At 65.5% G+C, this 25,712-nt stretch carries 24 protein-coding genes; 7 read left to right on the forward strand and 17 right to left on the reverse strand.

Translation table 11 applies throughout. The features are described 5' to 3' along the window. Positions 1–153: 153 nt before the first annotated feature. Together ACYQ00_RS02290 and lplA are read right to left on the reverse strand one after the other, a co-directional pair. A complete protein-coding gene (locus ACYQ00_RS02290; RefSeq protein ID WP_460030595.1) occupies positions 154–477 on the reverse strand; it encodes a carboxymuconolactone decarboxylase family protein in 324 nt (107 codons plus the stop codon). A 213-nt stretch (positions 478–690) separates the two neighbouring features. Then, complete coding sequence (gene lplA, locus ACYQ00_RS02295) at positions 691–1,677, reverse strand: lipoate--protein ligase (RefSeq protein WP_460030596.1); 987 nt, start codon at positions 1,675–1,677, stop codon at positions 691–693. Positions 1,678–1,823: 146 nt separating this feature from the next. On the opposite strand from lplA, the gene ACYQ00_RS02300 reads away from it, so the two are divergent. Further along, positions 1,824–2,540: a metallophosphoesterase gene (locus tag ACYQ00_RS02300; protein WP_460030597.1), complete on the forward strand. Its 717-nt coding sequence runs from the start codon at positions 1,824–1,826 to the stop codon at positions 2,538–2,540. A 32-nt stretch (positions 2,541–2,572) separates the two neighbouring features. Continuing rightward, entirely contained in the window at positions 2,573–2,968 is a 396-nt protein-coding gene (locus ACYQ00_RS02305; protein WP_460030598.1) for a tautomerase family protein, read from the forward strand. A 16-nt stretch (positions 2,969–2,984) separates the two neighbouring features. On the opposite strand, the gene ACYQ00_RS02310 is transcribed toward ACYQ00_RS02305, so the two are convergent. From ACYQ00_RS02310 to ACYQ00_RS02340, 7 genes are read right to left on the reverse strand one after another with little or no spacing between them, the layout of a single operon-like run. Next, the gene (locus ACYQ00_RS02310) at positions 2,985–5,804 is read right to left on the reverse strand and encodes a PEP/pyruvate-binding domain-containing protein (RefSeq protein WP_460030599.1); all 2,820 of its coding nucleotides are present in this window, start codon (positions 5,802–5,804) and stop codon (positions 2,985–2,987) included. Continuing rightward, positions 5,801–8,434 carry a PEP-utilizing enzyme gene (locus tag ACYQ00_RS02315; RefSeq protein ID WP_460030600.1) on the reverse strand — a complete coding sequence of 878 codons (2,634 nt, stop codon included), beginning with the start codon at positions 8,432–8,434 and terminating at the stop codon, positions 5,801–5,803. The genes ACYQ00_RS02310 and ACYQ00_RS02315 overlap by 4 nt, the downstream gene beginning before the upstream one ends. 6 nt (positions 8,435–8,440) lie before the next feature. Beyond that, complete coding sequence (locus tag ACYQ00_RS02320; protein ID WP_460030601.1) at positions 8,441–8,869, reverse strand: response regulator; 429 nt, start codon at positions 8,867–8,869, stop codon at positions 8,441–8,443. Then, the gene (locus ACYQ00_RS02325) at positions 8,866–11,517 is read right to left on the reverse strand and encodes a PEP/pyruvate-binding domain-containing protein (RefSeq protein ID WP_460030602.1); all 2,652 of its coding nucleotides are present in this window, start codon (positions 11,515–11,517) and stop codon (positions 8,866–8,868) included. The genes ACYQ00_RS02320 and ACYQ00_RS02325 overlap by 4 nt, the downstream gene beginning before the upstream one ends. A 28-nt stretch (positions 11,518–11,545) precedes the next feature. Then, positions 11,546–12,304: a TIGR02186 family protein gene (locus ACYQ00_RS02330; protein ID WP_460030603.1), complete on the reverse strand. Its 759-nt coding sequence runs from the start codon at positions 12,302–12,304 to the stop codon at positions 11,546–11,548. A gap of 3 nt (positions 12,305–12,307) precedes the next feature. Then, positions 12,308–13,252, reverse strand: a complete 945-nt coding sequence (locus ACYQ00_RS02335) for a sulfite exporter TauE/SafE family protein (RefSeq protein ID WP_460030604.1) — start codon at positions 13,250–13,252, stop codon at positions 12,308–12,310. A gap of 42 nt (positions 13,253–13,294) precedes the next feature. Beyond that, positions 13,295–13,741: a universal stress protein gene (locus ACYQ00_RS02340; protein ID WP_460030605.1), complete on the reverse strand. Its 447-nt coding sequence runs from the start codon at positions 13,739–13,741 to the stop codon at positions 13,295–13,297. Between the two features lie 209 nt (positions 13,742–13,950). Here ACYQ00_RS02340 and ACYQ00_RS02345 point away from each other — a divergent pair, with 209 nt between their 5' ends. The 3 genes from ACYQ00_RS02345 to ACYQ00_RS02355 all read left to right on the forward strand — a co-directional run bounded on the left by ACYQ00_RS02345 (position 13,951) and on the right by ACYQ00_RS02355 (position 17,769). Further along, on the forward strand, positions 13,951–15,471 hold the full coding sequence (locus ACYQ00_RS02345; RefSeq protein ID WP_460030606.1) for a sensor histidine kinase: 1,521 nt from the start codon (positions 13,951–13,953) through the stop codon (positions 15,469–15,471). Beyond that, positions 15,461–16,816 carry a sigma-54-dependent transcriptional regulator gene (locus ACYQ00_RS02350; protein WP_460030607.1) on the forward strand — a complete coding sequence of 452 codons (1,356 nt, stop codon included), beginning with the start codon at positions 15,461–15,463 and terminating at the stop codon, positions 16,814–16,816. Before ACYQ00_RS02345 ends, ACYQ00_RS02350 begins: the two co-directional genes overlap by 11 nt. Positions 16,817–16,947: 131 nt before the next feature. Beyond that, a complete protein-coding gene (locus ACYQ00_RS02355; protein ID WP_460030608.1) occupies positions 16,948–17,769 on the forward strand; it encodes a sigma 54-interacting transcriptional regulator in 822 nt (273 codons plus the stop codon). An 89-nt stretch (positions 17,770–17,858) separates the two neighbouring features. Here ACYQ00_RS02355 and ACYQ00_RS02360 read toward each other — a convergent pair whose 3' ends face one another. Continuing rightward, the gene (locus ACYQ00_RS02360) at positions 17,859–18,296 is read right to left on the reverse strand and encodes a hypothetical protein (protein WP_460030609.1); all 438 of its coding nucleotides are present in this window, start codon (positions 18,294–18,296) and stop codon (positions 17,859–17,861) included. Positions 18,297–18,540: 244 nt separating this feature from the next. On the opposite strand from ACYQ00_RS02360, the gene ACYQ00_RS02365 reads away from it, so the two are divergent. After that, positions 18,541–18,945: a hypothetical protein gene (locus ACYQ00_RS02365; RefSeq protein WP_460030610.1), complete on the forward strand. Its 405-nt coding sequence runs from the start codon at positions 18,541–18,543 to the stop codon at positions 18,943–18,945. 83 nt (positions 18,946–19,028) lie between these two features. On the opposite strand, the gene ACYQ00_RS02370 is transcribed toward ACYQ00_RS02365, so the two are convergent. The 4 genes from ACYQ00_RS02370 to ACYQ00_RS02385 all read right to left on the reverse strand — a co-directional run bounded on the left by ACYQ00_RS02370 (position 19,029) and on the right by ACYQ00_RS02385 (position 23,033). Next, positions 19,029–19,550, reverse strand: a complete 522-nt coding sequence (locus tag ACYQ00_RS02370; protein ID WP_460030611.1) for a hypothetical protein — start codon at positions 19,548–19,550, stop codon at positions 19,029–19,031. Positions 19,551–19,571: 21 nt separating this feature from the next. Then, on the reverse strand, positions 19,572–20,192 hold the full coding sequence (locus ACYQ00_RS02375; protein WP_460030612.1) for a hypothetical protein: 621 nt from the start codon (positions 20,190–20,192) through the stop codon (positions 19,572–19,574). A gap of 124 nt (positions 20,193–20,316) precedes the next feature. Continuing rightward, complete coding sequence (locus ACYQ00_RS02380; protein ID WP_460030613.1) at positions 20,317–20,967, reverse strand: response regulator; 651 nt, start codon at positions 20,965–20,967, stop codon at positions 20,317–20,319. Beyond that, the gene (locus tag ACYQ00_RS02385) at positions 20,964–23,033 is read right to left on the reverse strand and encodes a sensor histidine kinase (protein WP_460030614.1); all 2,070 of its coding nucleotides are present in this window, start codon (positions 23,031–23,033) and stop codon (positions 20,964–20,966) included. Before ACYQ00_RS02385 ends, ACYQ00_RS02380 begins: the two co-directional genes overlap by 4 nt. Positions 23,034–23,127: 94 nt before the next feature. Between ACYQ00_RS02385 and ACYQ00_RS02390 the strand changes: the two genes are divergently transcribed. Further along, positions 23,128–23,547, forward strand: coding sequence for a hypothetical protein (locus tag ACYQ00_RS02390; RefSeq protein ID WP_460030615.1), 420 nt, complete (start codon positions 23,128–23,130; stop codon positions 23,545–23,547). A 7-nt stretch (positions 23,548–23,554) separates the two neighbouring features. Here the strand turns inward: ACYQ00_RS02390 and ACYQ00_RS02395 are convergent, their stop codons facing one another. The 3 genes from ACYQ00_RS02395 to ACYQ00_RS02405 all read right to left on the reverse strand — a co-directional run bounded on the left by ACYQ00_RS02395 (position 23,555) and on the right by ACYQ00_RS02405 (position 25,579). Further along, entirely contained in the window at positions 23,555–23,830 is a 276-nt protein-coding gene (locus ACYQ00_RS02395; RefSeq protein ID WP_460030616.1) for a hypothetical protein, read from the reverse strand. A gap of 79 nt (positions 23,831–23,909) precedes the next feature. Further along, positions 23,910–24,077 (reverse strand): hypothetical protein, encoded by a 168-nt coding sequence (locus ACYQ00_RS02400; protein WP_460030617.1) that lies wholly within the window; start codon positions 24,075–24,077, stop codon positions 23,910–23,912. Between the two features lie 62 nt (positions 24,078–24,139). Continuing rightward, a complete protein-coding gene (locus ACYQ00_RS02405; RefSeq protein ID WP_460030618.1) occupies positions 24,140–25,579 on the reverse strand; it encodes a putative sulfate exporter family transporter in 1,440 nt (479 codons plus the stop codon). Between the last annotated feature and the right edge of the window lie 133 nt (positions 25,580–25,712).

Here is a 25,712-nt window from a genome sequence, read left to right on the forward strand (position 1 = left end):
GGCGGCACGGGGCTTCGGCGTGGTGGCCGGGCAGCCGTCACGTCAGGGCCCGCAGGGGGATCGCATCTGCATGCGGTCCCCCTGTTTGCGCTGGCGGGCGGTCCTTTGCGAAATAAGATAATGGAAACAACCTCTTATTTCGAAGACGTCACACTAGAACAGGTCGTCCAGCTCTTCAAAGACGTACTTCATGTACATCACCTTGGGGGAACCGCCCATGGAGATGGCCAGCATGGCCGCCTGCATGATTTCCTCCTTGCTGGCCCCGAGGCTGGCCGCGCCCTGTACGTGCAGGGAGATGCACATCTCGCACTGGGACATCATGGCGCAGGCCACGAGGATGAGTTCCTGGGTCTTGTGGTCGATGTTGGCGAACTCACCGATGGTCTTGGTGAAGTTCAGATAGGGTTTGAAGACGCTGCCGGCATCGTTGGTCATCCGGGCAAGGACGGCAGAGGCTTTTTCCGCTGCATTCATTGGCTGGAACTCCTGGATAAGGGTGGGCTTTTCCAGAAGAAAGCAAAGGCTGTGCCTCGGCGCGCCAGTTTATTTGTAATGAAATATCAGTGGCTTGTCGTTTTGTGCTCCTGTTGGTCGCCCACGGTTCCGGCCCTGGCGGTGTCCCGGAAAGGGGCATTGCGCAAAAAACGAACAGCGGTGCCGGCGGGGGTGTTCCTGTCCTGGCGCGTTTCAGAACATGCAGTCCAGCAGTTCCGCCAGGGTCACGCCGCGCAGGTAGTCCTCGATGGGGAGATCGGCCAGGCGGGTCTGCAGGGCCTCCCGCTCGTGGCGGCAGCCGGGCAGCAGGGCTTCCAGCCCGGCGATGTCCCGCCGGCCGAAGAAGTCCCCCAGCAGGCGCGCGGCGGTGATGAGGCCGTTGTCCGTGTCCAGATGCACTTCCAGCAATCCGCCGGGGGTGCGGGTGACGCGGGAAAAGGCATAGGCCGGCGAGGCCCCGTAGTTCCAGTCCCAGGCCCGGTATTTGCGATCGGCCAGGAGTCCGGCGTGGCGGGCCTCTTCGGGGGTCAGGCGCAGGGTGCCCGGCCCGGTATTGCTTGCGACATCGCCTGCAACATCGCGCATCAGCCGGTCCATGAAGACCTCCACCTCCATGGGCTCGGGCAGGTGGGCGGCGATGTTGGTCACGCGTTTGGCCACGCTCTGCACGGCCTTGTCCTTGTATTTTTCGGCATTGACGCGCAGGGCCCCGGAAAGGTCGGTCATGGTGGCGGCAAAGAGCAGGGTGCCGTGATGCAGCACCTTGTTCTGATGCATGTATTGGGCATTGCCGGAGATTTTTTTGCCGTCGATCACCAGGTCGTTGCGGCCCTCAAAGCTGCAGGCCACGCCCATGCCCTGCAGGGCCTGGACAATGGGCGCGGTGAAACGCTGAAAGTCCATGGCACCGTCGCCGCTCACACTGATGAAGGTGAAGTTGACGTTGCCCAGATCATGAAACACCGCGCCGCCACCGCTCAGGCGACGCACCACGGGAATGCCGCGTTCCTGCACAAAGGCCTCGTTGATCTGGGCCCGGGTGTTCTGGTTGCGGCCAACGATGATGGATGGCGCGTTGCGCCAGAGCATGAAGACGTCTTCCTCGGCATGGCGCAGAATCCATTCCTCCACCGCCAGATTGAAGGCGGGGTCTGTGGTCTCCAGCTGCAGATAGCGCATGACTCCTCCGGGGGGCAGTCTGGGTATTGGGCGCGGGCGCGCTTGACGCCGGGCCGGTGTTGATCGCATGGTGAACACCGGCCCGGCGTCAGGCGACAAGCATACATCATACCACCATCCCAAGGCCAGCATCCGGATGCACCCTCATGGCGCTTCAACGTGAAGACCCCACGCGACGACGGTTCGTCATCGGCGACATTCACGGCCGGCAGGATCGGCTGCAACGGCTGCTCCGGCGGCTGGGCCAGCTGGAACGGGCGGACGACGCGCCGGCCCAGCTGATTTTTCTGGGCGACTACGTGAACAAGGGTCCGCAGACGCGCGAGGTGCTGGAAACGCTCCTGACCCTGCGCCAGATGCGGCCGGACACGGTCTTTCTCCTGGGCAACCACGAGGCCGCCCTGCTGCGCTACGATGAAACCCGGGACGCCGAAGACCTGCGCTACCTGCGGGTCATGGGCTTTCAGGCCACCCTGGACAGCTATGGCGCCGTCCAGGGGCCGGGCCTGAGCCCCCTGCCAGAGTCCCACCGGACCTTCTTGCGCCAGCTGGCCCCCTGCTGCCGCATGCCGGGATATCTTTTTTTTCACGGGGCATTGCCGGCGGAGATCGATCCCTGTACGGCCGAATTCTGCGCGGCCGATCTGGGCACCCTGGAGGCCTTCCTGGCCCGCCGGCAGGTGGATGCCCAGGGCTGGGCCGAGCGACACGCCCGCACCGGCGAAACCCTGGTCTTTGGCCACGTCCCCCTGGCCACGCCCCTGGTCGCGCCGGGGCTCATCGGCCTGGAAACCATGGGCGACACCAACGACGGCCTGCTCACCGCCCTGGAGCTGCCGGCCCTGCGTTTTCATCAGGTGTGAGCGCGGGGGAAACAACGCACAAGGAGAGCACCATGCCAAGCGTGTTGATTGAAGTTCGGCAAGCTTATCCACGCGAGACGGAAGAAGGCATCATGGAAGCGGTGCATACCGCGCTTCGGGAGAGCTTCAAGATCAAGCCCAATGACCGCAATGTGCGCCTGCTGGTGCATGAACCGCACCGCTTTGCCTGCCCGCCGGAGCGCGAGAAGCCGGAATGGTATACACACATCAGCATCGACTGCTTTGCCGGAAGATCCCTGGACGCAAAGCGCGCGTTGTATCGCGCCATTGTGACCAACCTGCAGGCGTTTGGCATTCCGGCGGATCACATCAAGATTCTGCTTCGCGAAATCACGCCGGAGAACTGGGGGATCCGTGGTGGCCAGGCGGCCTGCGACGTTGAACTGGGCTTCAAAATCGACGTGTAGTGTCGGGCGTAGGCAGTTACCCCCGCTCTCCCTGCTGCAGCGCCGTAGCCAGGCGCTCCAGGGCGTAATCCTGCTGCAGGAAGGCCTCGGCCACGCGGTCGGGCATGGCGTCGTCGATCATCACGGCGTCCAGCAGCCGGGTGAAGCCCAGGAGCCGGCCGAGCAGGGCGAGCTTTTCCCGCACCATCTCCCGCGGCCCTTCGCCAAACTGGCCGGTGATCATGTCCTCCTGCCGGGTGGCGTAAAAGCCTTCCTCGCGCAGGATCCGTTCCACGCAGCGCGCCCGGCGGACCCGTTGCACGGCCGTGGTGCCGCCGCCCTTGAAGCGGAAGCGGACGGCGTTTTCCCGTGGATTGGCCCCGCACACGGCGTCGATCATCACAAAATGATAATCCACCCGCGCGTTGAGGTTCAGATAGTCCCGGGAGATGAGGGCGTAATTCGGATTGCCCAGGGGCCGTTCCCCGCCCGCATCCACCAGACTGCGGTTCAACAGCCCGGAAACACCCAGAATCGGCGGCGGCCCCCGCCAGCGCAGGCCCGGCGTGGCCATGCCCTGGCACAGCGCGGCGAGGGGTTCGCTGCGCAGCTGATCCTGGCGGATCTCCCTGCCGCTTTCCGGGGCCAGGCCCCCGCCCAGGTCGATGATGAAAAACTGTAGCCCGATGTCATCCTGCAGCCGGTGAACGAGGTGGAAGACGTCCTCGGTGATGGCGTCTCCGGTGTGAAAGAGGGCCAGCACCGCCTTTTCGTGCACAAAACGGACGAGATCGTGCAGGCTTCGGCATTCGAGAATGGAGAAGGTGGGGCCGTAGGCGTCGGTCAGGTGCAGGGTCAGGGCCAGTTCCCGCACGGCGCGCAGGCTTCCGGATGCAATTCTCCCGGAAGCCTCGCCGTCCGTTGCGTCCTCGGCGGTGACCGGCCGGGGCGCTGCCGGCATGCTCTCCCAGAGCGAGGCCTTGGCCGGATAGACCACGCCCTCCCCGGCGTCCACCAGCACCCAATCGCCCGCGCCGGCCTGCCGCAGCGCGGCGGGCAGGGCCGTGGTGGCCGCGCCCAGGCCGGTGAGCATGGGAATGCCCCGCTCGCGCGCCACGCAGGCCAGATGGTCCAGAGGATTGCCCAGGTCCACCAGCACGGCGGCGGTGTCGGGAATGAGGGAGGCCGCGTCCACCAGACTCTGATGCAGGGCCAGGACCACGGGCCGCGGGGCTTGGGCCGCCCGGGTCAGCTCCGCGGCGCTGCGCACCACCACCAGCCGGCCCACGCCCTTGCCCGGCGAGGCCGGCGCCCCGCCCTGCAGCAAGGGGAGGGCGGACGCTTCGACAGGCATGGCCGCACTGGTGCTGCTGGCCGGTCGGCTGCGTTTTGCCAGTTTTGCCAGATTTGCCAGATTGGTCAGATTGGTCAGATTGGTCAGACGGGCCGGGCGGGCCGGGCGGGCCGGGCGGGCCTGCAGGATCCAGATGGCGCCAGACTCGTCAATGGCCCATTCAATATCCTGGGGTCCGTCGCCCAGAGCCTCGATGCGCAGGGCATGGTCGCGCAGGGCGGCCAGCTCGGCCGGGGAGAGCAGGGGCGCCGTGGCCGCGGCGTCTTCCGGGGCGATGTGCTCCAGCCGGGTTCCGCCTGCGTGGTCCAGCACCAGCCGCAGCGTTTTGCGGGCAAGCTCCGCAGGGGTGGATTCGATGGCCTCGGCTCCGGGCTCGCGGGCAGGGCGGAACACATCCGCCGGAGCCCGGCCGGAGACGGCCAGTTCGCCCAGGCCCGGCACGGCCGTGACCAGCATCCGGCCGCTGGCCGAATCCAGGGGGTCCCTGGTGAACAGCACGCCGGCCGTGCGCGGACTGATCATCCGCTGGCAAAGCACGGCCATATCCAGGGGATCGCGGCCGCTCGTCCCGCCTTGTGCATTCGCTGCCAGCCCATAGGCCAGGGCGCGTTCGGAAAAGGCGCTGGCCAGGACCGTCTTGAAGGCCTCCACCAGGGCCTCGGGGCTGCCCACCCCCAGCACGCTGGCATACTGCCCGGCAAAGGAGTGTTCGGCGCCATCCTCGCTGACGGCGCTGCTGCGCACGGCCAGCAGCGGCGCGGCTTCCCCCTGTTGCTGCTGCCTCAGCCAATCCCACAGTTCCCGCAGGGCCGCGGCAAAACCCGGCGCAGGGGAGGAGGCCCGGATCATGGCCTGGGCTTTGGCCGCCAGCGCTGCCAGGGCCGCCCCGTCTGGTCCTTCCCCACCTTCCGCCCGACGCAATTGGCCCTGGTGCATGAAGGCTTGCTCCAGGGAGGCGGTCAGGCGCGCATCCAGACGCGCGGCCCGCAGATACTCCCGGCAGGCCTGGCGGGTGACGACTGCTGCGGCCGGCACGGGCAGGCCGACCCGCCGCAGCAGGGCCAGGGGCAGGGCCTTGCCGCCAGCCTGTTCGCGCTGCGCGGCCGTGAGCTGTTCCAGGGGCAGCCAGCGCCCTGCCGGGGCATGGTGGTAGCGCTCCAGGGCCGCGTCCAGCTGCCGGCGCACGGCGTCCAGCCGCAGATACAGGCCGGGATAGGCGGATCCCGTGAGCCGGTTCAGGCCGTCGATCATCTCCAGAATGATTTCAACCAGGTCTTCTGCCGTGGCCTGGAGCCGGGCGGGGTCCTGTTCCTGCAGCAGCCTGTCCAGCTCGGCCATGCCCAGCAGGGCGCGTTCGTTGTCTGCGAGCAGGATGCGGAAGATGTGGTAGCGGGCCTTGAGCCAGCGCCCGGCCGTTTCGGTCTGATCGGCCCGGTGACGCTGCCAGAGGCGGCGCAGGGCCTGCAGGACCTGTCGGGGATGGAGCAGGGTGCGGGCGTTCATGCCGTGTCTCCCGAGGGGGCAGGATCCATGATCCCAGTCTCGCGGCAGGCGTCCAGAAAGACGCGGGCCTGACGGTCGGCCTCGACATCGGAGGTCAGCTCCACGTCCAGCTGGCGGGTGAAGGCCGAGAGCGCGCCGAGGACGCGCAAGAGCCGTTCGGCCTCGGCCTGCTCCAGCAGCTTGCGCTTGCCGACCACCAGATCCCCCTGCAACGAGACCTTGAAGCGCAGCCGGTGCAGGATACCCTGGATGAACCGGGCCCGGCGGATGCGGCGATCGTCGTCGGCAAAGCCGCCGGCATAGCGGAAGTACAGGAAAGTGTGCTCCGGCCGGGGCGAGAGCACGGCGTCCACCACGGAAAAATGATAGCCCAGGCGCAGGGTGATGTTGGCGTAATCCCGGGCGGCCAGGGCCAGGTTGCGGCCCACGGCCTGGGGCGGGGCCTGCAGGGCGCGGGAGGTGCGGCCCAGGCCGGCCATGATGTCCCCCAGGGAGAGCCGGCCGGGTTCCTGGCGGCGGACTTCCCGGCGCAGCAGGCCTTCCAGAAAGGCCCGCAGGGGCAGGCTGCGCACGTCCTCCAGCCGGACAACACTGTCCGCCGTGTGGATGTGGGGGGCGAGACCGTCGCCAAGATCGACGATATCCAACGCAAAGGGCGAGTCTTCATCCAGCCGGTGGGGAGCGTCGAGGTCGCCCTGGCCGGCAGGATCGGCCGCGCTGTCTGTGCGGTCACGCTTCTGCCTGGCCTTGGTGGAAAAGGTGCGGCTGGCCGGCGCCACGCCCAGGAGGCGGTCCACGGCGGTTTCGTGGGCGTAATGCAGGATGTCGTGCAGGGTCTGGCAGTGTTCCGGGCTGAAGGTGGCGGCGGCAGGGTCCACCAGATTCAGGGGACGGATGTAGCGCAGGAGCCGGCGCAGGGTCAGAAATTCCGGCGTGGCCACGGTCTGGACGTGTTCCATGGCCGCCTGTCGGAGCAGGGTTTCCTGGACCCCGGCGTAAACGCGCTGCTGTTCGGCATCCACCGTGACCATGGCGCCCTGGCCGTTCTGACTGTCCTGACTGTTCTGGCCATCTAGCGCCCCCTGGGCCAGGGCCATGGCTCCGGCCAGGCCGAACAGGGCCGGGGTGCGATGTTCGCGGGCCACGGTGGCCAGATGGCTGGCTGCGGATCCCACTTCCGTCAGCAACGCGGCCAGCCGCGGCACCAGGCGGGAGAGCCCTGGCGTGGCTGCCTGGGCCACACCCACCGCGCCCAGGGGCACGGCCTCGGGCGCGGTATCGTCATCCACCAGCACAACCGGTCCGGCAGCCACGCCATGGCAGGCGATCTGTCCGCCCTGCAGCCGCACCGTGGCTGAGGCGGCGGGCGGGGTGTCTTCCGTCTCCCAGGCCGGATCCCACTCCGGAAACGGCGCGGTGATGGGCTCCACGCTGGTGATCTGCAGCGCACCCGTGGGCGCCAGGGCCCAGTGCAGCACGGCCGGCCCGCCCAGGGCGCGTTCCGCAGCCAGCCCCAGTTCCGCCAGATGGGCCGTGTGGGCCGGCAGAAGCCAGGACGAGCCGCGCAGCAGGCCATCCCGCCCCAGGGTCAGGGCGGTTACGGGAGCGGACGCGGGCGGCAGGCCAGGGAGCAGGGTGGCGTCAGCCGTTCCCGCCGTTTTTGGCGTTTTTGGGGCGATGCGGCAGCGCAGGCAGGCATGCGGCGCGGCGCGGGAGAGCCAATACCGGTCCCCGCCCTCGGGATCATCCGGCGGATGGGCGATGGCCAGCATGGCCGGGGGCAGAAAGGGATCGTGGGCCAGGGTCTGCAGGGAGCCGCGAAGCATGGCCGGAAGTTTGCGGGTGATGCAGACGGCCAGGGCCGAAGGATCCGGGGAAATGGAGGAGGCCGGATCCGCCGTCCCGAACACTTCGGCAAAGGTCCGCAACACCGCCTCGGCCTCGGCCGGACTGGCGGCCCCGGCGCAGGCCAGGGCCTGGCCGGGGAGCACCCCGCGGGCCGCGTCGCCGCTGGTGGCGATGAGGGTCAGTTCCAGGGCTGCTGCAGCATTGCCGGAAGTTCTCGCAAGGGTGGCCAGTGCCTCATGCAACGCCGGCAGCACGGTCTCGTCCCGGCCCTGGCCCAGGGCGCGCATGCCGGTCACGGTCACGGCCAGCCCCTCGGGCGCGGGCAGGCCCATTTTATGCCCCAGCACGGCCAGGCCCACCCCGGCCAGGCCCACCAGTGGCTCCATCTCCCAGCCAATTTCCACAAAGGGCAGCACGGGCCGGTCGGCCAGGGGGCCCATGCCGCCGGCCAGAATGTCTTCCAGGCCGTCCTTGATGGTCTGGAAGGCGTCGTAGAGGGCCAGCCGATCCTCGCCGGTCATGCCGTTCAGGTGATAGGCCACGCGGTGACAGAGGTCGCACAAATCGCGCACGGCGCTATCGAGGAAGGCCTGATCGAAAATGTACTCCCCGCCCAGGGCCTGGTCCATCTGGGCCATGCGCTCCAGGGCCGCCGTGTTGCCGGCCAGGATGCGTTTGAAGCTGCGGAACAGAAAACGCGCCGAGCCGGGCAGGCCCGAGATGACGGGCGCCACCTGCCCCGCGGAAGTGCGTTCCGGATCCGGAGTGGCCATCGGGGTCATGACCGCCTAGGGGAGGAGCCCCCGCTCCTTTTCGATGCGGCGGACGGCGTCCAGGATTTCCGCCAGCTTGAAGGGTTTGGCCACAAAGTCAAACACGCCCTTGCGGAAGGACTCCCGGGCTGTTTCCATGGTGGCGAAGCCGGTGATGACGATGACGTCCGTGGCCGGATGCAGGGCTTTGACCCTGGCCAGAAAGGCCAGCCCGTCCAGGCCTTCCATCTTCAGGTCCGTGACCACCACGTCGAATCGCCGTTCCTGCACGCGGGCCAGGGCTTCGGCCGGGACGTTGAAAGTCTCGACCTCATAGCCGGCCTTCTGGAAAAAGGGCTTGAGCCGCTTGCAGACAATGGGCTCGTCATCCAGCACCAGGATGGAGGTTTTGGGCCGGCGCACACCTGGATCGGAGTGCGGATCAGTTTCAGGGGTGGATGTCATGACGGCACCTCGTGTGTGGATGTGGCCTGCCGGCCGGGCTCCTGCTTCATGGCCGCGATGCGTTGAAGGAACTCGGCATAAAAGCGGTCGGCGGTAGCGTCGCTGTCCAGTTTGGCGTCCAGCTGGCGGGTAAAGCCGAGCAGCCCGCCGAGCATGCGCAGCTTGTCCAGCATGGCCCGGCGGGGGTGTTTCTTGACGCGGCCGGTGACCATGTCTCCCTTGCGTTCCACCAGAAAGTCAAATTGTTCCAGGATGCGGGCCACCAGCCCGGCCCGGCGGGAGCGGCGGGTGATGTCCGTCACCCCGCCCATGAAGCGGAAGAGGATGGCGTTGTCATTGATGCTGTCGCCCAGGTAGGCGTCCACCACGGTGAAGTGGTAGCCCAGGCGCAGATGCAGGTTGACATATTCCTTTGAAATAACGGCCAGATTGCGCCCCATGCGCGAGGGGTGGGACTGGTCTGCCGAAAGGGTGCGGGTGACGCTGGACATGAAGCTGCCCATGTCCACGGGCACGGGATCCGTTTCCCACATGCCCGAGTCGGTCATGCCTTCCAGCAGGGCTTTCAGAGGGCGGCAGCGCAATTCGTCCTCGTGCACCTCGCTGCAGGCGGGTCCCTGCAGGGGAAGGGCCTCCGCCCGGTGGGCCAGGCCGTCTTCGATGTCGATGACCGTCAGGCCCAGGGGCAGGGCGGTGGCCAGTTTTCGGGGCGCGCCTTCCTGGATTTCCTGATGCGTCTCGCACAGGGAGATGAGCTTGTCCACGGCGCGCTGGTGCACGTAGCGGGCAACGTCGTGCAGGGTTTTGCAGGACTCGGGCCGGAAGGAGTCGGCATTGGGATCAATGAGGGTCAGGGGGCTGATGTGCTTGAGCACGCGCTTGAGTGTGCGATATTCCCAGGACTCCTCAAAAATGTCCTCACGGTCCAGTTCGTGGCGGCACAGGGCTTCCACCAAGCCGTCGTACACCACGTTCATGTCCGCATCCAGGGTGATTTCCTGGCCCTGGCGCAAGACCTTGGTGGCATTGCCCACGGCCACCAGGGTGGGGATGCGCAGCTCGCGGGCAATGGTGGCCATGTGCCCGGTGGCCGAGCCCACATCGGCGATGATGCCGCGGCATTTGGGCATGATCCGGGCAAAGCGGGGGGAGGAATGGCGGACGACGAGGATGGCGCCGTAGGGCACGTTTTCCAGATCCTCACCCTCCTGCACCAGATGCACGGCCCCGGCGGCCACCCCGCCCATGGCCGGAAAACCCTTGCCGGAAAAGAGGACGGTGGCGTCCCTGGCCAGGGAGGCGGCGTCCTGCTGCAGGCGGCACCACTGGGGCCGGATGGACAGGGGCCGGGCCTGGAGCAGGAACAGCCGGCCCTCACTGGTGAAGGTCCATTCCACATCCAGGGGGCGCTTGAAGAATCGCTCCAGATTCATGGCCGCCCGGGCCAGGCGGGAGAGCTGCTCCGGGGTCAGACTGGGGATGGCGCGCTGGGCCTCGGGGGTCTCCACCTGGCGCACGTCGCCCGCGGGATTGACCTCCACCTGCGTGGGTTTGATGGAAATATCGGCGTGTTCCAGATCATGGGGCGGGTCGCGGCGCAGGACGAAGGTATCGGTCTCGGCTGCGCCGTCCACGATGGGCTTGCCCAGGCCCCAGGCCGAGCTGATGACCATGGCCTGCCCGCGCTCGCCCATGGGCACATAGGTATAGAGTCCGCCGCTGACGTGGGATTCCACCATCCGCAGCACGCCCACGGCCATGGCCGGTTCCTCGCAGCCCTGGCCTTGCGTCCGGTGGAGCCGGCCGTGGAGCTGGTAACGCAGGGCATCTGCGTTGAACAGGCTGGCCAGGACCTGCCTGTACGCCTCCAGGATGCGATGGGCCGGCACGCCAAGCACGGTATCGAACATGCCGGCAAAGCTGGACTCGCCGTCCTCGTCCCAGGCGCTGGAGCGCACGGCCAGCAGGCAATGTTCCTCGCCGGCCAGCTTTCTGGCCGCCCGTTCGATGGATCTGGACAGCCCCCTGGGCAGGGGCATGTGCAGGATGGCCTGGCGCATGGCCGCGCTGGCCGCTTCCAGCCCCTGGGGATCGCGCTTGCAGAGTCTGGCCACGGTCCCGGCCGCTTTGGCCCGCAGGCCGGCAAAGTCCATGGCCTCGAAGTAAGCCCCGGCGGTGATGACGAACCCGTCGGGCGTGTCCAGCTCCAGGATGTTGCGGATGTCCCCCAGGCAGGCCATTTTCAACCCGCCCTCGTCGGCCAGGTCGTGGGTCAGCTCGGCCAGGGGGAGGATGTGATCCGTGCGGGACATGGCCCGGCGGCCGGCCAGTTCTTCCTGGATCTGGTGCTGGATGCCCTCGAAGGCCGTGAACAGGGCCACGTTCTTGCGCTGGCAGAGCAGACTCAGGTCGGAGATGAGCTTGAAGACCTGATCCCCCAGCGTCTCACAGGAATCGAGGATGTATTGCTTGTCGTAGATATAGTCCCCGCCGAGTTTGTCGCCCATGTCGCCAATGCATTCCAGGATGGCGTTGTTGCGTTCCAGGATGCTCTTGAACTTCTTGAAGAGCACGGAAAAGGGCATGGGGGGCCGTTTTCGGCCCCCATGCAGCAGTGCAACGATGGATTCATACAGCGGCAGTGTCATGGTGCGACTCGGTACGGCGCGGCGCAGCTTAGTGCGGTTCCTTGCTCTGGAAGACCATGCCAATGGCCAGCCCGGCCAGAATGGCGATGATGGAGGCCAGGATGCCGTACCACGCGCCGTGGTTGAAGGCCAGATTGGCGATGAAGGCCGGGGTGCCCACCAGGGCCACATCCAGGGGCGTGGCCGCCTGGGCGATCGTCTGCCCACCCTTGATGGCAAAAACCTCCACGCTGTACGTGCCAGGGGAAAGCCGGGAGGGAATGGCCATGTCCAGGGTGAAGGGTCGGACGCCGTTCACGGCCTCGCCCAGGATGATCCCGCCGGCCTGCTGGCGGAAGAGGCCGTCGCGGTCCTTGAGGTGCAGGAACTCGGGCACCAGCAGGGCGCGGTCGGCTTCGGCGGGTTCGATGACAAAGCCCCTGGCCAGGCCTTCCAGGCTCAGTTCCTGGCCGGCGGCGCCCAGATCCTTGAGCGGCGAGGAGGCCTCGAGCAGGCAGACCTTGGGCACGTTCCGGAATTCCAGGCTGTTCATGTTCATCCACAACAGGCCGAAGACCTTGCCCTTTTGCTTCAGGTGCACGGTTTCGGGGGCGCCGGTAAAGCGGACCACCACCTGCGCCCCCTCGGGCACGGCCCCGCGCACGGCCAGGGCCATGCCGTTATAGAATATCCCGATATCGATGTGTTGCGGGTCTATGCTGAGGGGCAGGGATCCCTCCGCCAGCACGGCGCCGGGGGCGGCCAGCACAGTCAGGGTCAGGAGCAGAGTGAGAATGATTGCACGCATGGCCTAGTGCCCTCCCACGTACGCCAGCAGCACGGCCGGCCTGGAGACGAGTTCGAACAGGATCTTGAACATCACCACCAGCACCAGGGAGGCCAGCAGGATTTTCAGCTGGTCGCCCTTGAGCTTCTTGCCGACCTTGGCCCCCACCTGCGCGCCAATGGCCGAACCCAGCAGCAGCAGCAGGGCCAGGATGAAGTCCACGGTATGGTTGGAGATGGACTGCATGACCGTGACGTTGATGCAGGTGAAGAGAATCTGAAACAGGCTGGTGCCCACCACCACGTGCATGGGCATGCGCAGCATGTACACCATGACCGGCACCATGATGAAGCCGCCGCCCACGCCCATGATGGCCGAAAGCACACCCACCAGGGCGCCCAGCAGCAGCGGCAGCAGGGGGGACATGCGCACCCCGGAGCGTTTGAAGTCCATCTGCCAGGGCAGCGCGCCCACCAGCCGGGCAAAGAGGCCGGGTTTTCTGGGCGCGGCCGCGGCGGTGGCTGCGGCCGGGGCCTTGGCCTTGCGCATGGACTGCAGGCTTTCGAGGAACATGTACGAACCCACAATGCCCAGCATCAGCACATACGTGATATTGATCAGAAAATCCGCATTGCCCATCTGTCGGAGAATCTTGATGATGCCCACGCCCAGGGTCCCGCCGCCCACGCCGCCCAGCAGCAGCAGCAGGCCCATCTTCACGTCCACGTTGCCCAGCCGCAGGTGGGCCAGGGTGCCGGAGGTGGAGGCCCCGACGATCTGGTTGGAGTCCGACGCGGCAGCCACGGTGGGTGGAATGCCCATCATGATCAAAAGCGGCGTCATCAGGAATCCGCCGCCCACGCCGAAGATGCCCGAGAGCAGGCCCACCGCCCCGCCCAGGCCGAACACGGCCACGATGTTCACGCTATTGCCCGCTATGGGCAGATAGAGTTCCATGGGGATGCTCATGCTGCGTCCTTTTCCTGTTGAAGTCCTGTTCGATGCACTGCCTCAGGGTGTTTTTTTGGGTGAGACCAGCTCCACCCGGCAGTCCACACTGTTGAAGATTCGCTGCAGGGCCCCGGGTTCGCCGGGTTCCCGGCCCTTGCCGTCTGCCTGTTCCGCAATCGGTACGAGTTCCGCTGCGGGCGCGCCGGCCACCAGCAGCGTCGTCTTCATGTGCCGGGCCGCGGCAATCACTTCCTCGTCGAACCGCCCTTCAGCCACAAAGAGCCGGACCCGGCCACCGGGAATGGCCGCTTCCTCCATGGCCGCTTCCACCCGGCGCAACAGCGTCGCGCCGCTGGCTGTGTGGCGTTCGATTCCGGCCATTCCTGCAGTGCCAAACACCACCAGCACATCCACGGAAGCCTGAATCCTGGCCGCAAGCCGCAAGGCCCGCAGCAGGGCGGCCTGGGAGGGATGCGCTGCATCAATGCCGACGAGTATTCGTTCCATACGCTTCCTGTGTTCTGCCCCGGGGCATAGCAAAGGGGAGGCCAGCGGAGGACGTATGCGAACATACTTGAATAAAAAGGATTTTATAGACAGATAAAACAGATTGGGCCGTCACGTTTCAGATTGAAACCTTTGGGCCGCCCGGAGCTTGTATCAAAGTGGAACATGAGCTACCCTGCGGGCCACTGCTTCACGCAGGGGAGGGCACAATGCAGACGATGCACTCGATGGCGCGCTTCAAGGTTTTTTTCAATTCCATCAAAGGGAAGATTTTCACCCTGTTTCTGGTGGCGTTTCTGGTGGCCTGCGGGCTCACGGCCCTGAACATCGTCACCTTGTCCACGGTCAGCGACCGTCTGCAGCTCACCGAGCGCTACGACGACCTGCTCAACGCCATCCTGGAAGCCCGGCGCTACGAAAAAAACCTGCTCATTTACGCCGATGCCCAGGATCTGGAAGAGGGCATCGACTATCTGAATGTCATTGACCGGTCCGTGCGGCTCCTGGGGGAGGATATTGCCAGTGTGACCGGCGTGGCCGGGCTGGCAGCCTTTCAGTTTGCCGTGAAGCGGTATCGCGAGGAATATCTGGCGCTGGGGAAGCAGCGGGCCGAGCATCCCTCGGACCGGCCGCCGGTGTCGGCCAAGGGCGAGATGGACAACGCCCGCAGTGCCGGCAAGCACCTGGTGGACCTGGCCGAGGAGCTCATCCGCGTCAAACGCGCCCGCATTCATGACACCATCTTTACCGTCTCGTTGATTCCCGTGGCCTATCTGGCGGTGTTTCTGGTGTTCATGGCTTTTTTGATCCACGTCATCGCCCAGAGCCTGCTCAAGCCCCTGGGCCTGATCGGGCAGATCACCACCCGCGTGGCCAAGGGGGACTTCAGCCCCGTGGAGACCGGCAGCCAGCACATCGAGGAAGTGGCCGGGCTGATCGACGCCCTCAACAGAATGGGCCAGGAGCTGACCGCGCATCAGGAAGATCTGCTCCAGGCCCGCAAGATTGCCGCCCTGGGCACCTTTACGGCCGGCATTGCCCACGAGCTGAACAACCCCATCAACAACATCATGCTTTCGGCCGAAACCCTGCTGGAGCTGCACGGCGACACCCTGGACGAGGACGGCAGGGAAGTGGCCCGGGACATCCTGGCCCAGGCCGAGCGGGCCGCGGAAATTGTCGGCAACCTGCTGAACTTCTCGCGCACGGAAAAGACGGTCATCAGCCCTGTGGCCCCGGAGGTGGTGGTCAAGACCTCCCTGGCCCTGCTCAGAAACCAGATCCTGATTTCCGGGCTGACCATCCGCGTGGAACTGGCCGCAGGCCTGCCCAGGGTGGCCGGCAACCTGCGGCTCCTGCAACAGGTGCTGCTCAACCTGCTGCTCAACGCCGTGCAGGCCAGTCCGGCCGGGGGGGCCATTGCCGTGGAAACGGCCGATGCCGGGGAGTTCGTGCGCATCACCGTGCGGGACTCGGGACCGGGTATTTCCCAGGAGAATCTGAGCCACATTTTCGAACCCTTCTTCACCACCAAGGAGGTGGGCAAGGGCACGGGGCTGGGTCTGGCCGTGACGTACTCCATCATCAAGCGGCACAACGGGCGTATCGAGGTGGAGAGCGAGCCGGGCCAGGGCGCGGCCTTTCATGTGTTCCTGCCCAAGAGCACCCCGCAGCAGGAGCAGGATATCCCTGCGGAATTGCAGGCAGCAGGAGCCGGCCATGCCCTGTAACCTTGCCATCGTGGACGACGAAGCAGTGGCCCGCAAGCGCCTGGCCGAGGCGTTTGCCCGGGACGGCGACGCAGTGACCGAGTTCGCGGACGCGGAGTCCCTGCTGGCCGCTCAGGCAGAATCGTCCGCCGAAAGCCCTTTCGACGTGATCCTGCTGGACCTGAAACTGCCCGGCCTGAGCGGCATGGAGGCCCTGCCCAGACTGCTGGCCGGGGGCAGGGAGGTGGAGGTGATCATGATCACCGGGCACGGTGGCGTGGAATCTGCGGTGCAGGCCATCAAGCTCGGGGCTTTTCATTATGTGGCCAAGCCGGTCCGCCTGGCCGAGGTGCGCAGTCTGGTCCGCAGCGCCGCGGAGCGTGTGCACATGCGCCGGGAAAACCGCCGCCTGCGCCAGGCCCTGCGGGAGGAACTGGGGCTGGAGTCCATGATCGGGGCCAGCGCCTCCATGCGTGAGGTCTTTGAAATCATCCGTAAAATCGCCCCCGTGAACTGCAATGTGCTCATCCAGGGCGCCAGCGGCACGGGCAAGGCCCTGGTGGCCCGGGCCATCCACCAGCTTTCCCCGCGCCGGGAACAGCCCTTCGTCTTCTTCAACTGCGGCGGCTTTACCGAGGAACTCATCGCCAGTGAGCTTTTCGGCCACGAAAAGGGCGCCTTCACCGGGGCCATGGCCACGCGCATCGGCCTGCTGGAATCTGCGGGCGGGGGCACGGTGTTTCTGGATGAAATTGGCGAGATGCCGCTTTCCATGCAGGTCAAGCTGCTGCACGTGATCCAGGAGCGGCGCATCCTGCGCGTGGGCGGCACCCGGCCCGTGGCGCTGGATATCCGCGTCATTGCCGCCACCAATCGCGACCTCAAGCAAGAGACAGCCAAGGGGCTGTTTCGCGAGGATCTCTATTACCGGCTCAACGTGGTCAACATCCACCTGCCCCGGCTTGCCCAGCGCCGCGAGGATATCCCCCTGCTGGCCCGGCATTTTCTGGACAAATACAGCCTGCTCTTTCACAAGCAGGTGCACGAGATCCAGCCCCAGGTCATGCAGACCCTCCTGGGCTACAACTTCCCCGGCAATGTCCGCGAGCTGGAAAACATCGTCGAACGCGCCGTGGCCCTGTGCGAAGGCGAGGCCCTGGCCCTGAACGACCTGCCAGACGACCTGCAGCAGATGGAATTCAGCTCCGTGGAGGGCGAACGGCTGCAACGACTCGAAGACATGGAACGCAGCCACATCGCCAGGGTGCTGGAACGCACCGGCCGCAACAAAAGCCTCACGGCCCAGATCCTGGACATCCCCCGCACCACCCTCTGGCGCAAGCTCAAACAGTTCAAGCTGGAATGAACAGCAGTTCCAGAATGAAACACACGGCCGGTCACGGCGTAAGGGTTGGAAATTATCATATGTGATTACAGAATGATGAAGACTCGCCTTGCCCTGCTGGCCCTGGCACGCATCTTGGTATGGATTGGGCCATGCGCACTCCTCCACATGCCCCCGTGTCACCTTCCCTGGCCCGGACCTTTGCCGCCCTGCCGGACTGGTTTGCCCGGCGCGAGGTCATTCCCCTGGATGAAACCCTGGCCCTGGTAGTCAGCCATGCGGCCATGCATGGCGTGGTGGCAGCCTGCCGACAGGCCGCGGAGTCTGGCCGGCCAGTGCTCCTGACTGGCGAAACCGGCGTGGGTAAGAGCCTGCTGGCCCGGTTCATCCACGCCCACCGGGATCCGTATGCGTCCTTCGTCTCCCGGGTGACGGAAGGGCTGGGAACCTCGACCCTGCTGGCCCGCATCTTCGGCGAGGGCGCGCCGGAAGACGTCCGCTGCCTGCTGGCCGAGGCGGCCGGCGGCACGCTGGTGCTTGAGGAGATCGGCGCGCTGCCCCTGGCCGTGCAGCAACGGCTGGTGGCGGGCTGGCACAGCGTGCCGGCCACACCTCCTGAATCGGACGGGCCGGCGCAATGGATTCTCTCCACACACCATTGCCTGGCCGAACGGCTGCGTTCCGGTGCGTTTCTGCCCGCATTTGCCGCGGCCTGCCTGCACGTGCACGTGCCGCCCCTGCGCGAGCGGCGGCAGGACATCCCGGCCATCCTGGCCGCCCTGGCCCGTCTGCACGATCTGCCCCATCTGACCCTGGATCGCCTGGAGGCCCTGGCCGACCACCTGGCCGGCTATGATTTTCCTGGCAATGTTCGTGAGTTGGAATCCATCATGACCATGGAAGCCTACGGCCTGCACTGGGAGCTGCCCCGGGAGCCCGCAGCGGCGACGGAAAGGTCACTGCCCAGAACGTGAGCGCGGGAGCAGGGCACGTGGTCGTGCCTTGCTCCCGCCGTCCCCTCATTCCCGTCATCCCCAAAATTCTGCAGTGTTCAAAGAGTTGATCAGTCGAGTCCGAATCCCCCGATGCGGATGCCGGTGTCTTCCGGCAGGCCCACGAGAAACGGGCCGCCGGTGCCGATCAGCAGGCCCTGGCGGTTGATGAAGATATCTTCCGGCGTCACAGCCTGGGCCGCGATGCTGTCCTTGAGCGCCGGGGTGAAGATCTTGTCGTACACGGCAAGGAAGGCCGCGGCGTCCGCCAGTTCCAGATCCTGCCCATCCAGGGTCACATACGCCGGGTACGACACCAGCGCCGCCACGCCGGGCTTGTCATCCGCGGCCACGCACTGCTTCACCTGCTCCACAAAGGCGACCACGGCCTTGAAGTCATTGAAGCCGAGATCCGAGTAATCTGGCAGTTCCCCGGCCTGGCCCGCGCTCAGGCCCAGCACCAATACCAGCGCCAATACTGTGGAGAGCATGCTTTTTATTTTCATCATATTGTATTTCCTGTTGTTGCTGATATATTGCCGGATGCCGCCCGGTGCGAGCTGCCCGCGGCAGATGGATATCTTCCTAGGATACCCTGCCGGTGATGTCTGTACGGGAGAACACGGACAGACAACAACCGCGGGACAGGCTATACATAAACCATCGGACGCGCCCTGTCGTCTTCGAAGCACCCGGCCACTGCATGCGCCGATGCGACAACGATGATGAATGGCACAGAAACGGAGAACTGACATGTTGAAACAGGCAGCTGCAATGGTGGCCGGTGTGTTGATGCTGGGGTGTTTTGCCTCGGCAGGCTGGGCCATCAATCCTGCAGGCACCTATGTGTACCAGGAAAAAGGCTATACCGGCACCATGGTAATTGAACAGCAGGGGCCGGGGTTCGTGTTCACCTTCAACACCACCAGCAAGAGCAACGGGCAGCAGTGCGACTTTCAGACCTATGAAACGCCCATGGATCAAGGCGGCGGCCGCGAGGACGACGACCTGCCAGCCAAGGGCGGCACCGAGGACGACGGCATCAAGTTCACCATCGCCTTTGAAGGCAACAAGGCCGTGGTGGATGTCGAATCCAAGGGCGAGGAATGCGGCATGTCCGGATATTTTGGCGGCGTGTACTTGAAGAAGACCAAGTAGTCGAGTGCGTTAGGCTACGCGGCTCTTCAAGGGACGGGGGGCAGAGGGGACGGCCTGGCCGTCCCCTCGCTTTTTGTGGCGCGTTATGGCCGGTCGATCCAAAAGCCGTAGATGGAATCCTCGCCGGCATCGGCCGCCACTTCCAGCCGGAAGACGAAGCCGTCATGGGTCCACACCGTGCTTGTGCCATCCTTGCGGCCGGGGCCGGCATGGGTGGCCAGCCAGGCAGCCAGCTCCCTGGCCGGGGGGTTCTGCTCGGGGGCCATGGCATCCAGGATGATGCCTTGCAGCGGCCCGCCTGCACCGGGGCTTTGGGGTGGGCCAAAATCGAAGATCAGGGTCAGGGGCGCCGTGTCCGGGCTGGCGCTGTAATCGTACTGCAGGCGTTCCGGTGTATCGAGCCCCAGGCTTTCTGAGGGCAGCAGGGGCGTGACGGTCGCCGTCACTTCGGCGCGAGTGGTGGCGGCGGTGATCTCCACCGTGCCGCCCTGAAGGTGCAGGGGAAAGGCCTGGAGCGGTGCGGGCAGGGCCAGGCACAGGGCCAGGCACAGGCTCGTCAGCGCAAGGACAAGGCCGCGGCGCAGGGAGGCGGAATGCTGGCGCATGGGGGATCCTTTGGGGTGGGGTTATTGTTCCGCTACCGAGTAATCGAGCAGGACATACCGCTCGTCCCTGGCCTGGATACGGGCCGTGAAGCTGGCGCCGGGAGTGACGTCTTCCCCGGCCTTGCGCCACTGTTCCGGCGTGCCGTGGGGGTCAATGTCCCCGCCAGGGCCGGTGTAATAGATGAAGCCTTCGGCGCGGAAGATGTCCTGGCCCAGATCGGTCAGGGTGCGGATCTGGGAGAACACGTAGGCTTCACCATCGGCCAGGGGCACGGGGTAGGCTTTTTGGGCGTGCGAGGGCAGGGGGGCACCCAGGTATTTGATGAGGATGGTATCCACCATGTCCGCCGGCACCAGGACGCTCTGCCCGTCGGATGATTTTTTCAACGACTTGAATTTGTTGATGTAGGCGTGCTGCAGGGCGAAATCCAGCCGGGCCTGGGGCGGGAGCGTGCCTTCGGCGAAGCTGGGCACGGCGGCTTCGGAAAAATTGCTGAAAAAGGTGTTCAGCTGCCGCTGCTGGGCCGGGGTCATGGCCACCGGGGTTTCCGCCGCGGTAGTGGTGGCGGCCTGCAGGCAGCAGGCGAAGCACAGTAGCAACGAGAGCACACAGGGAACAGGCCTTGGCAAAACGCGTGGCATGATGGCTCCTTTTGGGTTGGAAAGGGGGGCCAGCATACCCGGTCGGCTCGCGTTGTCTGCCAGGAAAAACACGGCAATGTTGTCCGCAACGCCCCGGACGAAGCGGAATGAACCCGGGTGGGGATCAGAGCCTGTCCGCACTCTCCAGATGCAGCCGGATGGCCTGCTTGCGCAGTTCCTTCATGCCCGCGATATCCATTTTTTCCATGATTCTGGAATAATAGGTTTCCACGGTCCGCACGCTGATGTGCAGGGCCCGGGCAATCTCGGCGCTGGAATCGCCACGGCCGAGCATGGCCAGGATTTCTTCTTCCCGCTGGCTCAGGGCGCCTCCTGTGGCCTCGGGGGCAAGCATGCGGCTGGCCATGGTCCGGGCGGCCACAGGACTGACGTAACGCCGGCCGGCCAGCACTTCGGCAATGGCCTCCAGCAGCACGCCGGCCACTTCGCGCTTGGTCACGTAGCCGTGCGCCCCGCGGCCAAAGGCCCGCTCCACCGCCCCGGCATCCTCGTGCATGGAATACACCAGGGTGCGCAAGGGCGGCTCATGGGGCAGCGCCTGCAAGGCGTCCAGCAATTCCAGGCCGCTTTCACCCCCCAGGGAGAGATCCACCACCACCACGTCGGCTCCGGCCGCCTGCAGTCCGGTCAGGGCCTCGGCATGGCAACCGGCCTCGCCGCAGATTTCGCAGCCGCTCTGCCGCAACAACAGCGCCAACCCCTGGCGCACGGCGGGATGATCATCCACCAGAAACACCCGCACGGCTGCACTCATGCCTGCTCCTCTTTGTTATTCCGATCACAGGTGACGCCGCGGACGATGCCGGCAATGCGACACGCAACGACCGTGCCGGGCGCGGCGGCGTCTGGCGAGGCATCCGTGATTTCCAGTTCCCCGCCGGCAATCCGGGCCCGGTGCGCCAGGATGCGCAGGCCCAGGCCGCCCTGCGCGCCGCCTTCCGGGCTGCCAGCATTCCGGCCATCCCCGCGGCGGCCTTGCCCGTCGTCCCGGACCTCAATGGCCAGGGTGCTGCCATCACAAGCAAGGGACACCTGAATGTGCTGCGCCCGGGCGTGCTTGGCAGCGTTGGTCAGGGCCTCCTGGGCGATGCGGTACAGCTGGACCAGATGTTCGTGACTGCATGCGGCGCACGGCAGATCGCGGGTGACGGCAATGTGCACGCCGGTGCGTTCGGCTGCCCGCCGGGCCAGCTCCTCCAGCGAGGGGCCGGCGGCCTCGGCATCATGTTCCACCGGCCACAACCCCACGGAGAGGGCATAGGCCTCGCGCACGGTCTCGTTGAGCAGGGAGGACAGGGCGGCGATATTGGTGTTGCTGCTTTCATGGGCTTCGGCTGGCGCGGTGTTTTCCAGCACCGAGCAGTGCAGCCGCGCGCCCGTGAGCTGCTGACACAGGCCATCGTGCAAATCGTGACTCAGGCGGCGGCGTTCGGCCTCGCTGGCGTCCACAATTTCCCGCACCAGCCGGTTGCGTTCGGCCATTTCCTCTTCCAGGGCCACGTTCTTGCCTTCCAGCTCCGAGGAAAGCTGCTCCACCGCCGTGAAGGCCCGCGAAAAACGCCGGGCCAGGGCCAGGGACTGGAACAGGATGAAACCGAACATGCCCACATGAATGATTGAGCCAGTGTGAATGATGCCGGTATCAAACAGCATGTCATTCAGCCCTGCGGGGCCGAGGATCGCAAACCCCATGAGAATGAATCCTGCGCCTTCACGGCCCCGCCTCCGGGCCCGGTTCAGGCAGTACAGGCAGTACAGGATGAGCAGGGAAGAGGTGAGGTAATACACAGGCAGCAGGGTCGTCAGCCAGCGCAGGGGGCCTACCACGGCCACCAGACTGGCCAGCGCGCCCCACCCGATAGCCAGCCGGTGCAGCCTGGTGGAAAATTCCTGCAGATACAAGGATCTGAAAAAGGAATAACCCACCGGGACGGAACAGAAAAAGGCCACCAGGGCCACGCGGTCCAGCAGGATGGAGGAGATGTCCGGCCAGGCCAGCCGGATAATCCACCAGCTGGATTCCGAGCAGGAAAAATTCGTCAGCCAAAGCAGGCAGTAACAGCCAAAATACAGGGGTGAGGGATCCTTGCGCCGAAAGAGGCCCAGGCACAGGTGGTATACCCCCATGAGCAGCAGGCCACCGGCAAAAAAGGCCGCCACCCCCCAGTTGCGCAGCTGCATGGACTGCATGACCCCGGGCGGGCCCAGCAGGATGGGGGAGGGGATGCCGCCCTCCATGTGGTGCTGGTTGGAAACCTGCAGCACCAGCTCCACCGGGCTGCCTGTGCTGAGGAATTCTCCCAGCTGCACGTCTGCCCGGGGGGATTCGGTGCGCATGCTGGCCCCCACCGTGCCGCTGGCAAGCAGCCGGGCGCCGTTCACCCACAGGGAATAGGCCGAGCGGATGTAATACAGCCGCAGGGCCAGGGGCTGCACGCCGGGAGGGGGCTGCAGGGTGAGGCGCAAGGTGGCATGGCGGAACTCCCCGCGCTCCAGGCCGGCGGCCGTGCAGGTCCGCCAGCTGCTGGGCAGGGGCTGGAAGCCGTCAGGAACCGGGGGAGGGGAAGCCTGAAAATCCGCCGGAGTGAGCAGGCGGCCGCAGTACAGCTCCCAGTGCGTGTTCAGGGGAATGGGGGCGGCGGGCTCATGCAGGTTCCAGGCTGCAAGATCCAGGATGGCCGGCTCTGTGGCCGGCTGGGCCAGGCCGCCTGTCGCGCATCCGGGCAACAGCGTCATGCACAGGGCAAGCAGCAGGATCCCGAGGGCCTGAAGGGCGGCGTGGTGGGGCGGGGACATGCCCGTCAGGTAATTTCGGGACACAGATGCAGCGATCCTCCGGACAGACGCAGTCCCAAAGGTTCCGGTATTTTCCCAGTTTCGTCAAGGAGAGTCCACCGGGCAGGGAGGCTTGGGCATGTGCATGGGTCGGGCAGGCTGGATCATGACGGCGTTGCTGCTGGTGCTGCCATGGCCGGCGGCGGGCCGCCACGCGCAGGCGAATCAGATATCCCAGGCGAGCCCGCAGGCCCAGGCCCTCCGGCCTGCTCCCCGGCCTGCTCCCCAGCCTGCTCCACGGGTGCGGATCCGGGCCGCGGTCATCGAGGAGCAGGGCGTGGCCTTTGCCGTGGTCTACGTGAGCGGTCCTGTTCTGGAGGACACGGCGGCAGCGGTCCGGGCCCAGGCCCGGTACGCGCGGTTTTTTCTCCTCCCCGTGGTGCTGATGACCGACGATGCCAGGGGCCCGCGGTGGTTTGGCCGGGAGGATATCGTCCGCTTTCTCTCGGCGTATGCGTTTGAAGACATCCCTTGGGAAGTGCACGAGTTGCCGGAGTGAAGGCGGCTCAGCGCATGGCCTGTTTCATGACGTAGGCCAGTTCAAAGATCTCCTCGCCCACGCGCAACGTTTCGGCAATACCCCGGGAATAAATGAAATCCGGTCCGGGCATGTTCACGAAGATGTCCAGATCCTGCAGAAAACGCAGGGCGTCCCGGCCGTCTTCGGTCTCATGTTCGGCCATGGCCGCCTCGATGCGCGGCCTGAGAGCCGGGCGGGCGTCCGCGTGCAGACGGTGCATCAGCCGTTCCAGGATTGCTTCGCACTGGGCGATATGGTGCATGCTCTTGCTCCAGGGAAAAAGGCCCCGGACCGGCTGCAAACTCCGGCCCGGGACGGGATGACAACGATGCGGAATCAGCCTAGCCGTGAGCCGCGGGGAAGAACGCCGCGCTGACCCAGTACAGCACCACCAGGGAAACCACGCCTATGGTGAGGCTCCAGCGGATGAGCTTCAGTTCGACGGGCAACAGCTCGTCGTATTCCATCTTCTGCATTTCCTCGGCAATCTTGTTTTCATCCAACTGCATGAGTGTGCTCCTTTTGCAATGCAATGTGCCTCATGTTGCGTCCTTATTTCGTGGACATCACACTAGACGGTGGGCGGCTTGACACCATGGAAGAACAGCCAGGAAATGAACAGGCCGATCCAGATGATGAAGCCGAACAGGCACACCACGTACACCGCCGCCAGCTTGCCGATGCCTTCTGCCCAGAGTTTCTTGAAGTTGGACACCACGCCGATGGTGAAGAAGGTCAGCACAAAGAAGATGCCGCGGAACGTGCCCGTGCCGGCGATGGTGGCCTTGCCCAGCTTGACCATGTCCGGCCCCATGGCGCACAGGGCCAGCAACACCAGGAAAGTGATCACATACCCCAGCACAAAGCGGGGGAAGCGGTCCAGCACAGCGCTGAACTGCATGCGCTGGCCGGGCTTGCGGTCGATGAACGTGCACCACACAATGGCCAGCACAAAGGACCAGATGCCGATAAAGACGTCGATGAAGATCTTGATGGTGGTGGCGGCCATGGTCACCCAGCCTTCCTGGTACTGGACGCCAACCTCGGTCAGGGCCTTGGCGCGGATGAGCGCGTCGGTGATGGCCCCGGAGGCGATGGCGCCGCCGTCGCTCTTGACCGCCAGACCCATCCAGGCGCCCGCGACCATGGGCTGATCCCACAAGCCCCACTGGGCGGCAAAGGGCAGCAGCAGCATTTCAATGCAGGTGAAAACAACCACCAGGGACGACACCATGATGGGCACCACCGGTCGGGCCCGGGTGGCCCCGCCCGTGGCAATGGCCGCGGACACGCCGCAGATGGAAATGCCCGAGGCCAGCGGGGCGGACCACTCCCGGCTGAACTTGAAGTACTTGCGGGCCACGTAATACACCAGCGCCCAGTAGATCAGATAGGCCTCGACAATGGCGCACAGCCCCCGGAATATCACCGAGGAGGCCAGCCCCAGGGCGTCCACGGCCTTCACGCCCAGTTCCGCGCCCAGGATGACGATGGCAATCTTGATGTACATTTCCGGCCGCAGGGCTTCCTTCAGATTCTCGGCCAGACCAGGCATGAAGTTGCCCACAAAAATGCCCGCCAGCAGGGCCAGGATGAAGCCGGCTTCGCCGGTCAGGCCCATGGCCCAGGTCAGGTTGTACTTGGCCAGCTGGTCCGGCGTGGCCGCGATGACGGCATAGTGGCCCACGGCCCAGCACAGCATGCTGAGGAAGAAGACCACGGCAAAGGACTTGACGAACCTGGGCACATCCGCCCCCAGGTTCTTGAGCCCCACGGCCAGAAAGATCGTGATGAACACAAACGTGCCCAGCAATGAGGCAATGCCGGGAAGATCCTTGTAATTGCCTGATGCCGCGCCAAAAATCTTGCCGGCGTCGGTCCAGACGTTGGTCTTCACGCTCCAGCCCAGCACGTCCAGTCCCACAAAGTTCAACGCGCCCAGGATGAAGAGGAACAAGCCCATGATCAGGGCGAGCTTGTCCTCAGTCAGCCACCTCTTCTTTACCGTCATACGGTCCTCCTTGCTCGCTCGTTCGGGGTGGATGCGGCAACCGTTCCGGGCAGGCCGCGCCCGGTGCGCCGGCATTCCGCTATCCAGCCACCCCGTTGTTTCCCACCATGCCGCGGCACTCCCTGTGGCCGCA

The sequence above is a fragment of the Megalodesulfovibrio paquesii genome (assembly GCF_054653055.1).

Coding starts and splice junctions, on each gene's coding strand:
- ACYQ00_RS02290 (WP_460030595.1), bottom strand. CDS start 477: ATGAATGCAGCGGAAAAAGCCTCTGCCGTCCTTGCCCGGATGACCAAC.
- lplA (WP_460030596.1), bottom strand. CDS start 1,677: ATGCGCTATCTGCAGCTGGAGACCACAGACCCCGCCTTCAATCTGGCG.
- ACYQ00_RS02300 (WP_460030597.1), top strand. CDS start 1,824: ATGGCGCTTCAACGTGAAGACCCCACGCGACGACGGTTCGTCATCGGC.
- ACYQ00_RS02305 (WP_460030598.1), top strand. CDS start 2,573: ATGCCAAGCGTGTTGATTGAAGTTCGGCAAGCTTATCCACGCGAGACG.
- ACYQ00_RS02310 (WP_460030599.1), bottom strand. CDS start 5,804: ATGAACGCCCGCACCCTGCTCCATCCCCGACAGGTCCTGCAGGCCCTG.
- ACYQ00_RS02315 (WP_460030600.1), bottom strand. CDS start 8,434: ATGACCCCGATGGCCACTCCGGATCCGGAACGCACTTCCGCGGGGCAG.
- ACYQ00_RS02320 (WP_460030601.1), bottom strand. CDS start 8,869: ATGACATCCACCCCTGAAACTGATCCGCACTCCGATCCAGGTGTGCGC.
- ACYQ00_RS02325 (WP_460030602.1), bottom strand. CDS start 11,517: ATGACACTGCCGCTGTATGAATCCATCGTTGCACTGCTGCATGGGGGC.
- ACYQ00_RS02330 (WP_460030603.1), bottom strand. CDS start 12,304: ATGCGTGCAATCATTCTCACTCTGCTCCTGACCCTGACTGTGCTGGCC.
- ACYQ00_RS02335 (WP_460030604.1), bottom strand. CDS start 13,252: ATGAGCATCCCCATGGAACTCTATCTGCCCATAGCGGGCAATAGCGTG.
- ACYQ00_RS02340 (WP_460030605.1), bottom strand. CDS start 13,741: ATGGAACGAATACTCGTCGGCATTGATGCAGCGCATCCCTCCCAGGCC.
- ACYQ00_RS02345 (WP_460030606.1), top strand. CDS start 13,951: ATGCAGACGATGCACTCGATGGCGCGCTTCAAGGTTTTTTTCAATTCC.
- ACYQ00_RS02350 (WP_460030607.1), top strand. CDS start 15,461: ATGCCCTGTAACCTTGCCATCGTGGACGACGAAGCAGTGGCCCGCAAG.
- ACYQ00_RS02355 (WP_460030608.1), top strand. CDS start 16,948: ATGCGCACTCCTCCACATGCCCCCGTGTCACCTTCCCTGGCCCGGACC.
- ACYQ00_RS02360 (WP_460030609.1), bottom strand. CDS start 18,296: ATGATGAAAATAAAAAGCATGCTCTCCACAGTATTGGCGCTGGTATTG.
- ACYQ00_RS02365 (WP_460030610.1), top strand. CDS start 18,541: ATGTTGAAACAGGCAGCTGCAATGGTGGCCGGTGTGTTGATGCTGGGG.
- ACYQ00_RS02370 (WP_460030611.1), bottom strand. CDS start 19,550: ATGCGCCAGCATTCCGCCTCCCTGCGCCGCGGCCTTGTCCTTGCGCTG.
- ACYQ00_RS02375 (WP_460030612.1), bottom strand. CDS start 20,192: ATGCCACGCGTTTTGCCAAGGCCTGTTCCCTGTGTGCTCTCGTTGCTA.
- ACYQ00_RS02380 (WP_460030613.1), bottom strand. CDS start 20,967: ATGAGTGCAGCCGTGCGGGTGTTTCTGGTGGATGATCATCCCGCCGTG.
- ACYQ00_RS02390 (WP_460030615.1), top strand. CDS start 23,128: ATGTGCATGGGTCGGGCAGGCTGGATCATGACGGCGTTGCTGCTGGTG.
- ACYQ00_RS02395 (WP_460030616.1), bottom strand. CDS start 23,830: ATGCACCATATCGCCCAGTGCGAAGCAATCCTGGAACGGCTGATGCAC.
- ACYQ00_RS02400 (WP_460030617.1), bottom strand. CDS start 24,077: ATGCAGTTGGATGAAAACAAGATTGCCGAGGAAATGCAGAAGATGGAA.
- ACYQ00_RS02405 (WP_460030618.1), bottom strand. CDS start 25,579: ATGACGGTAAAGAAGAGGTGGCTGACTGAGGACAAGCTCGCCCTGATC.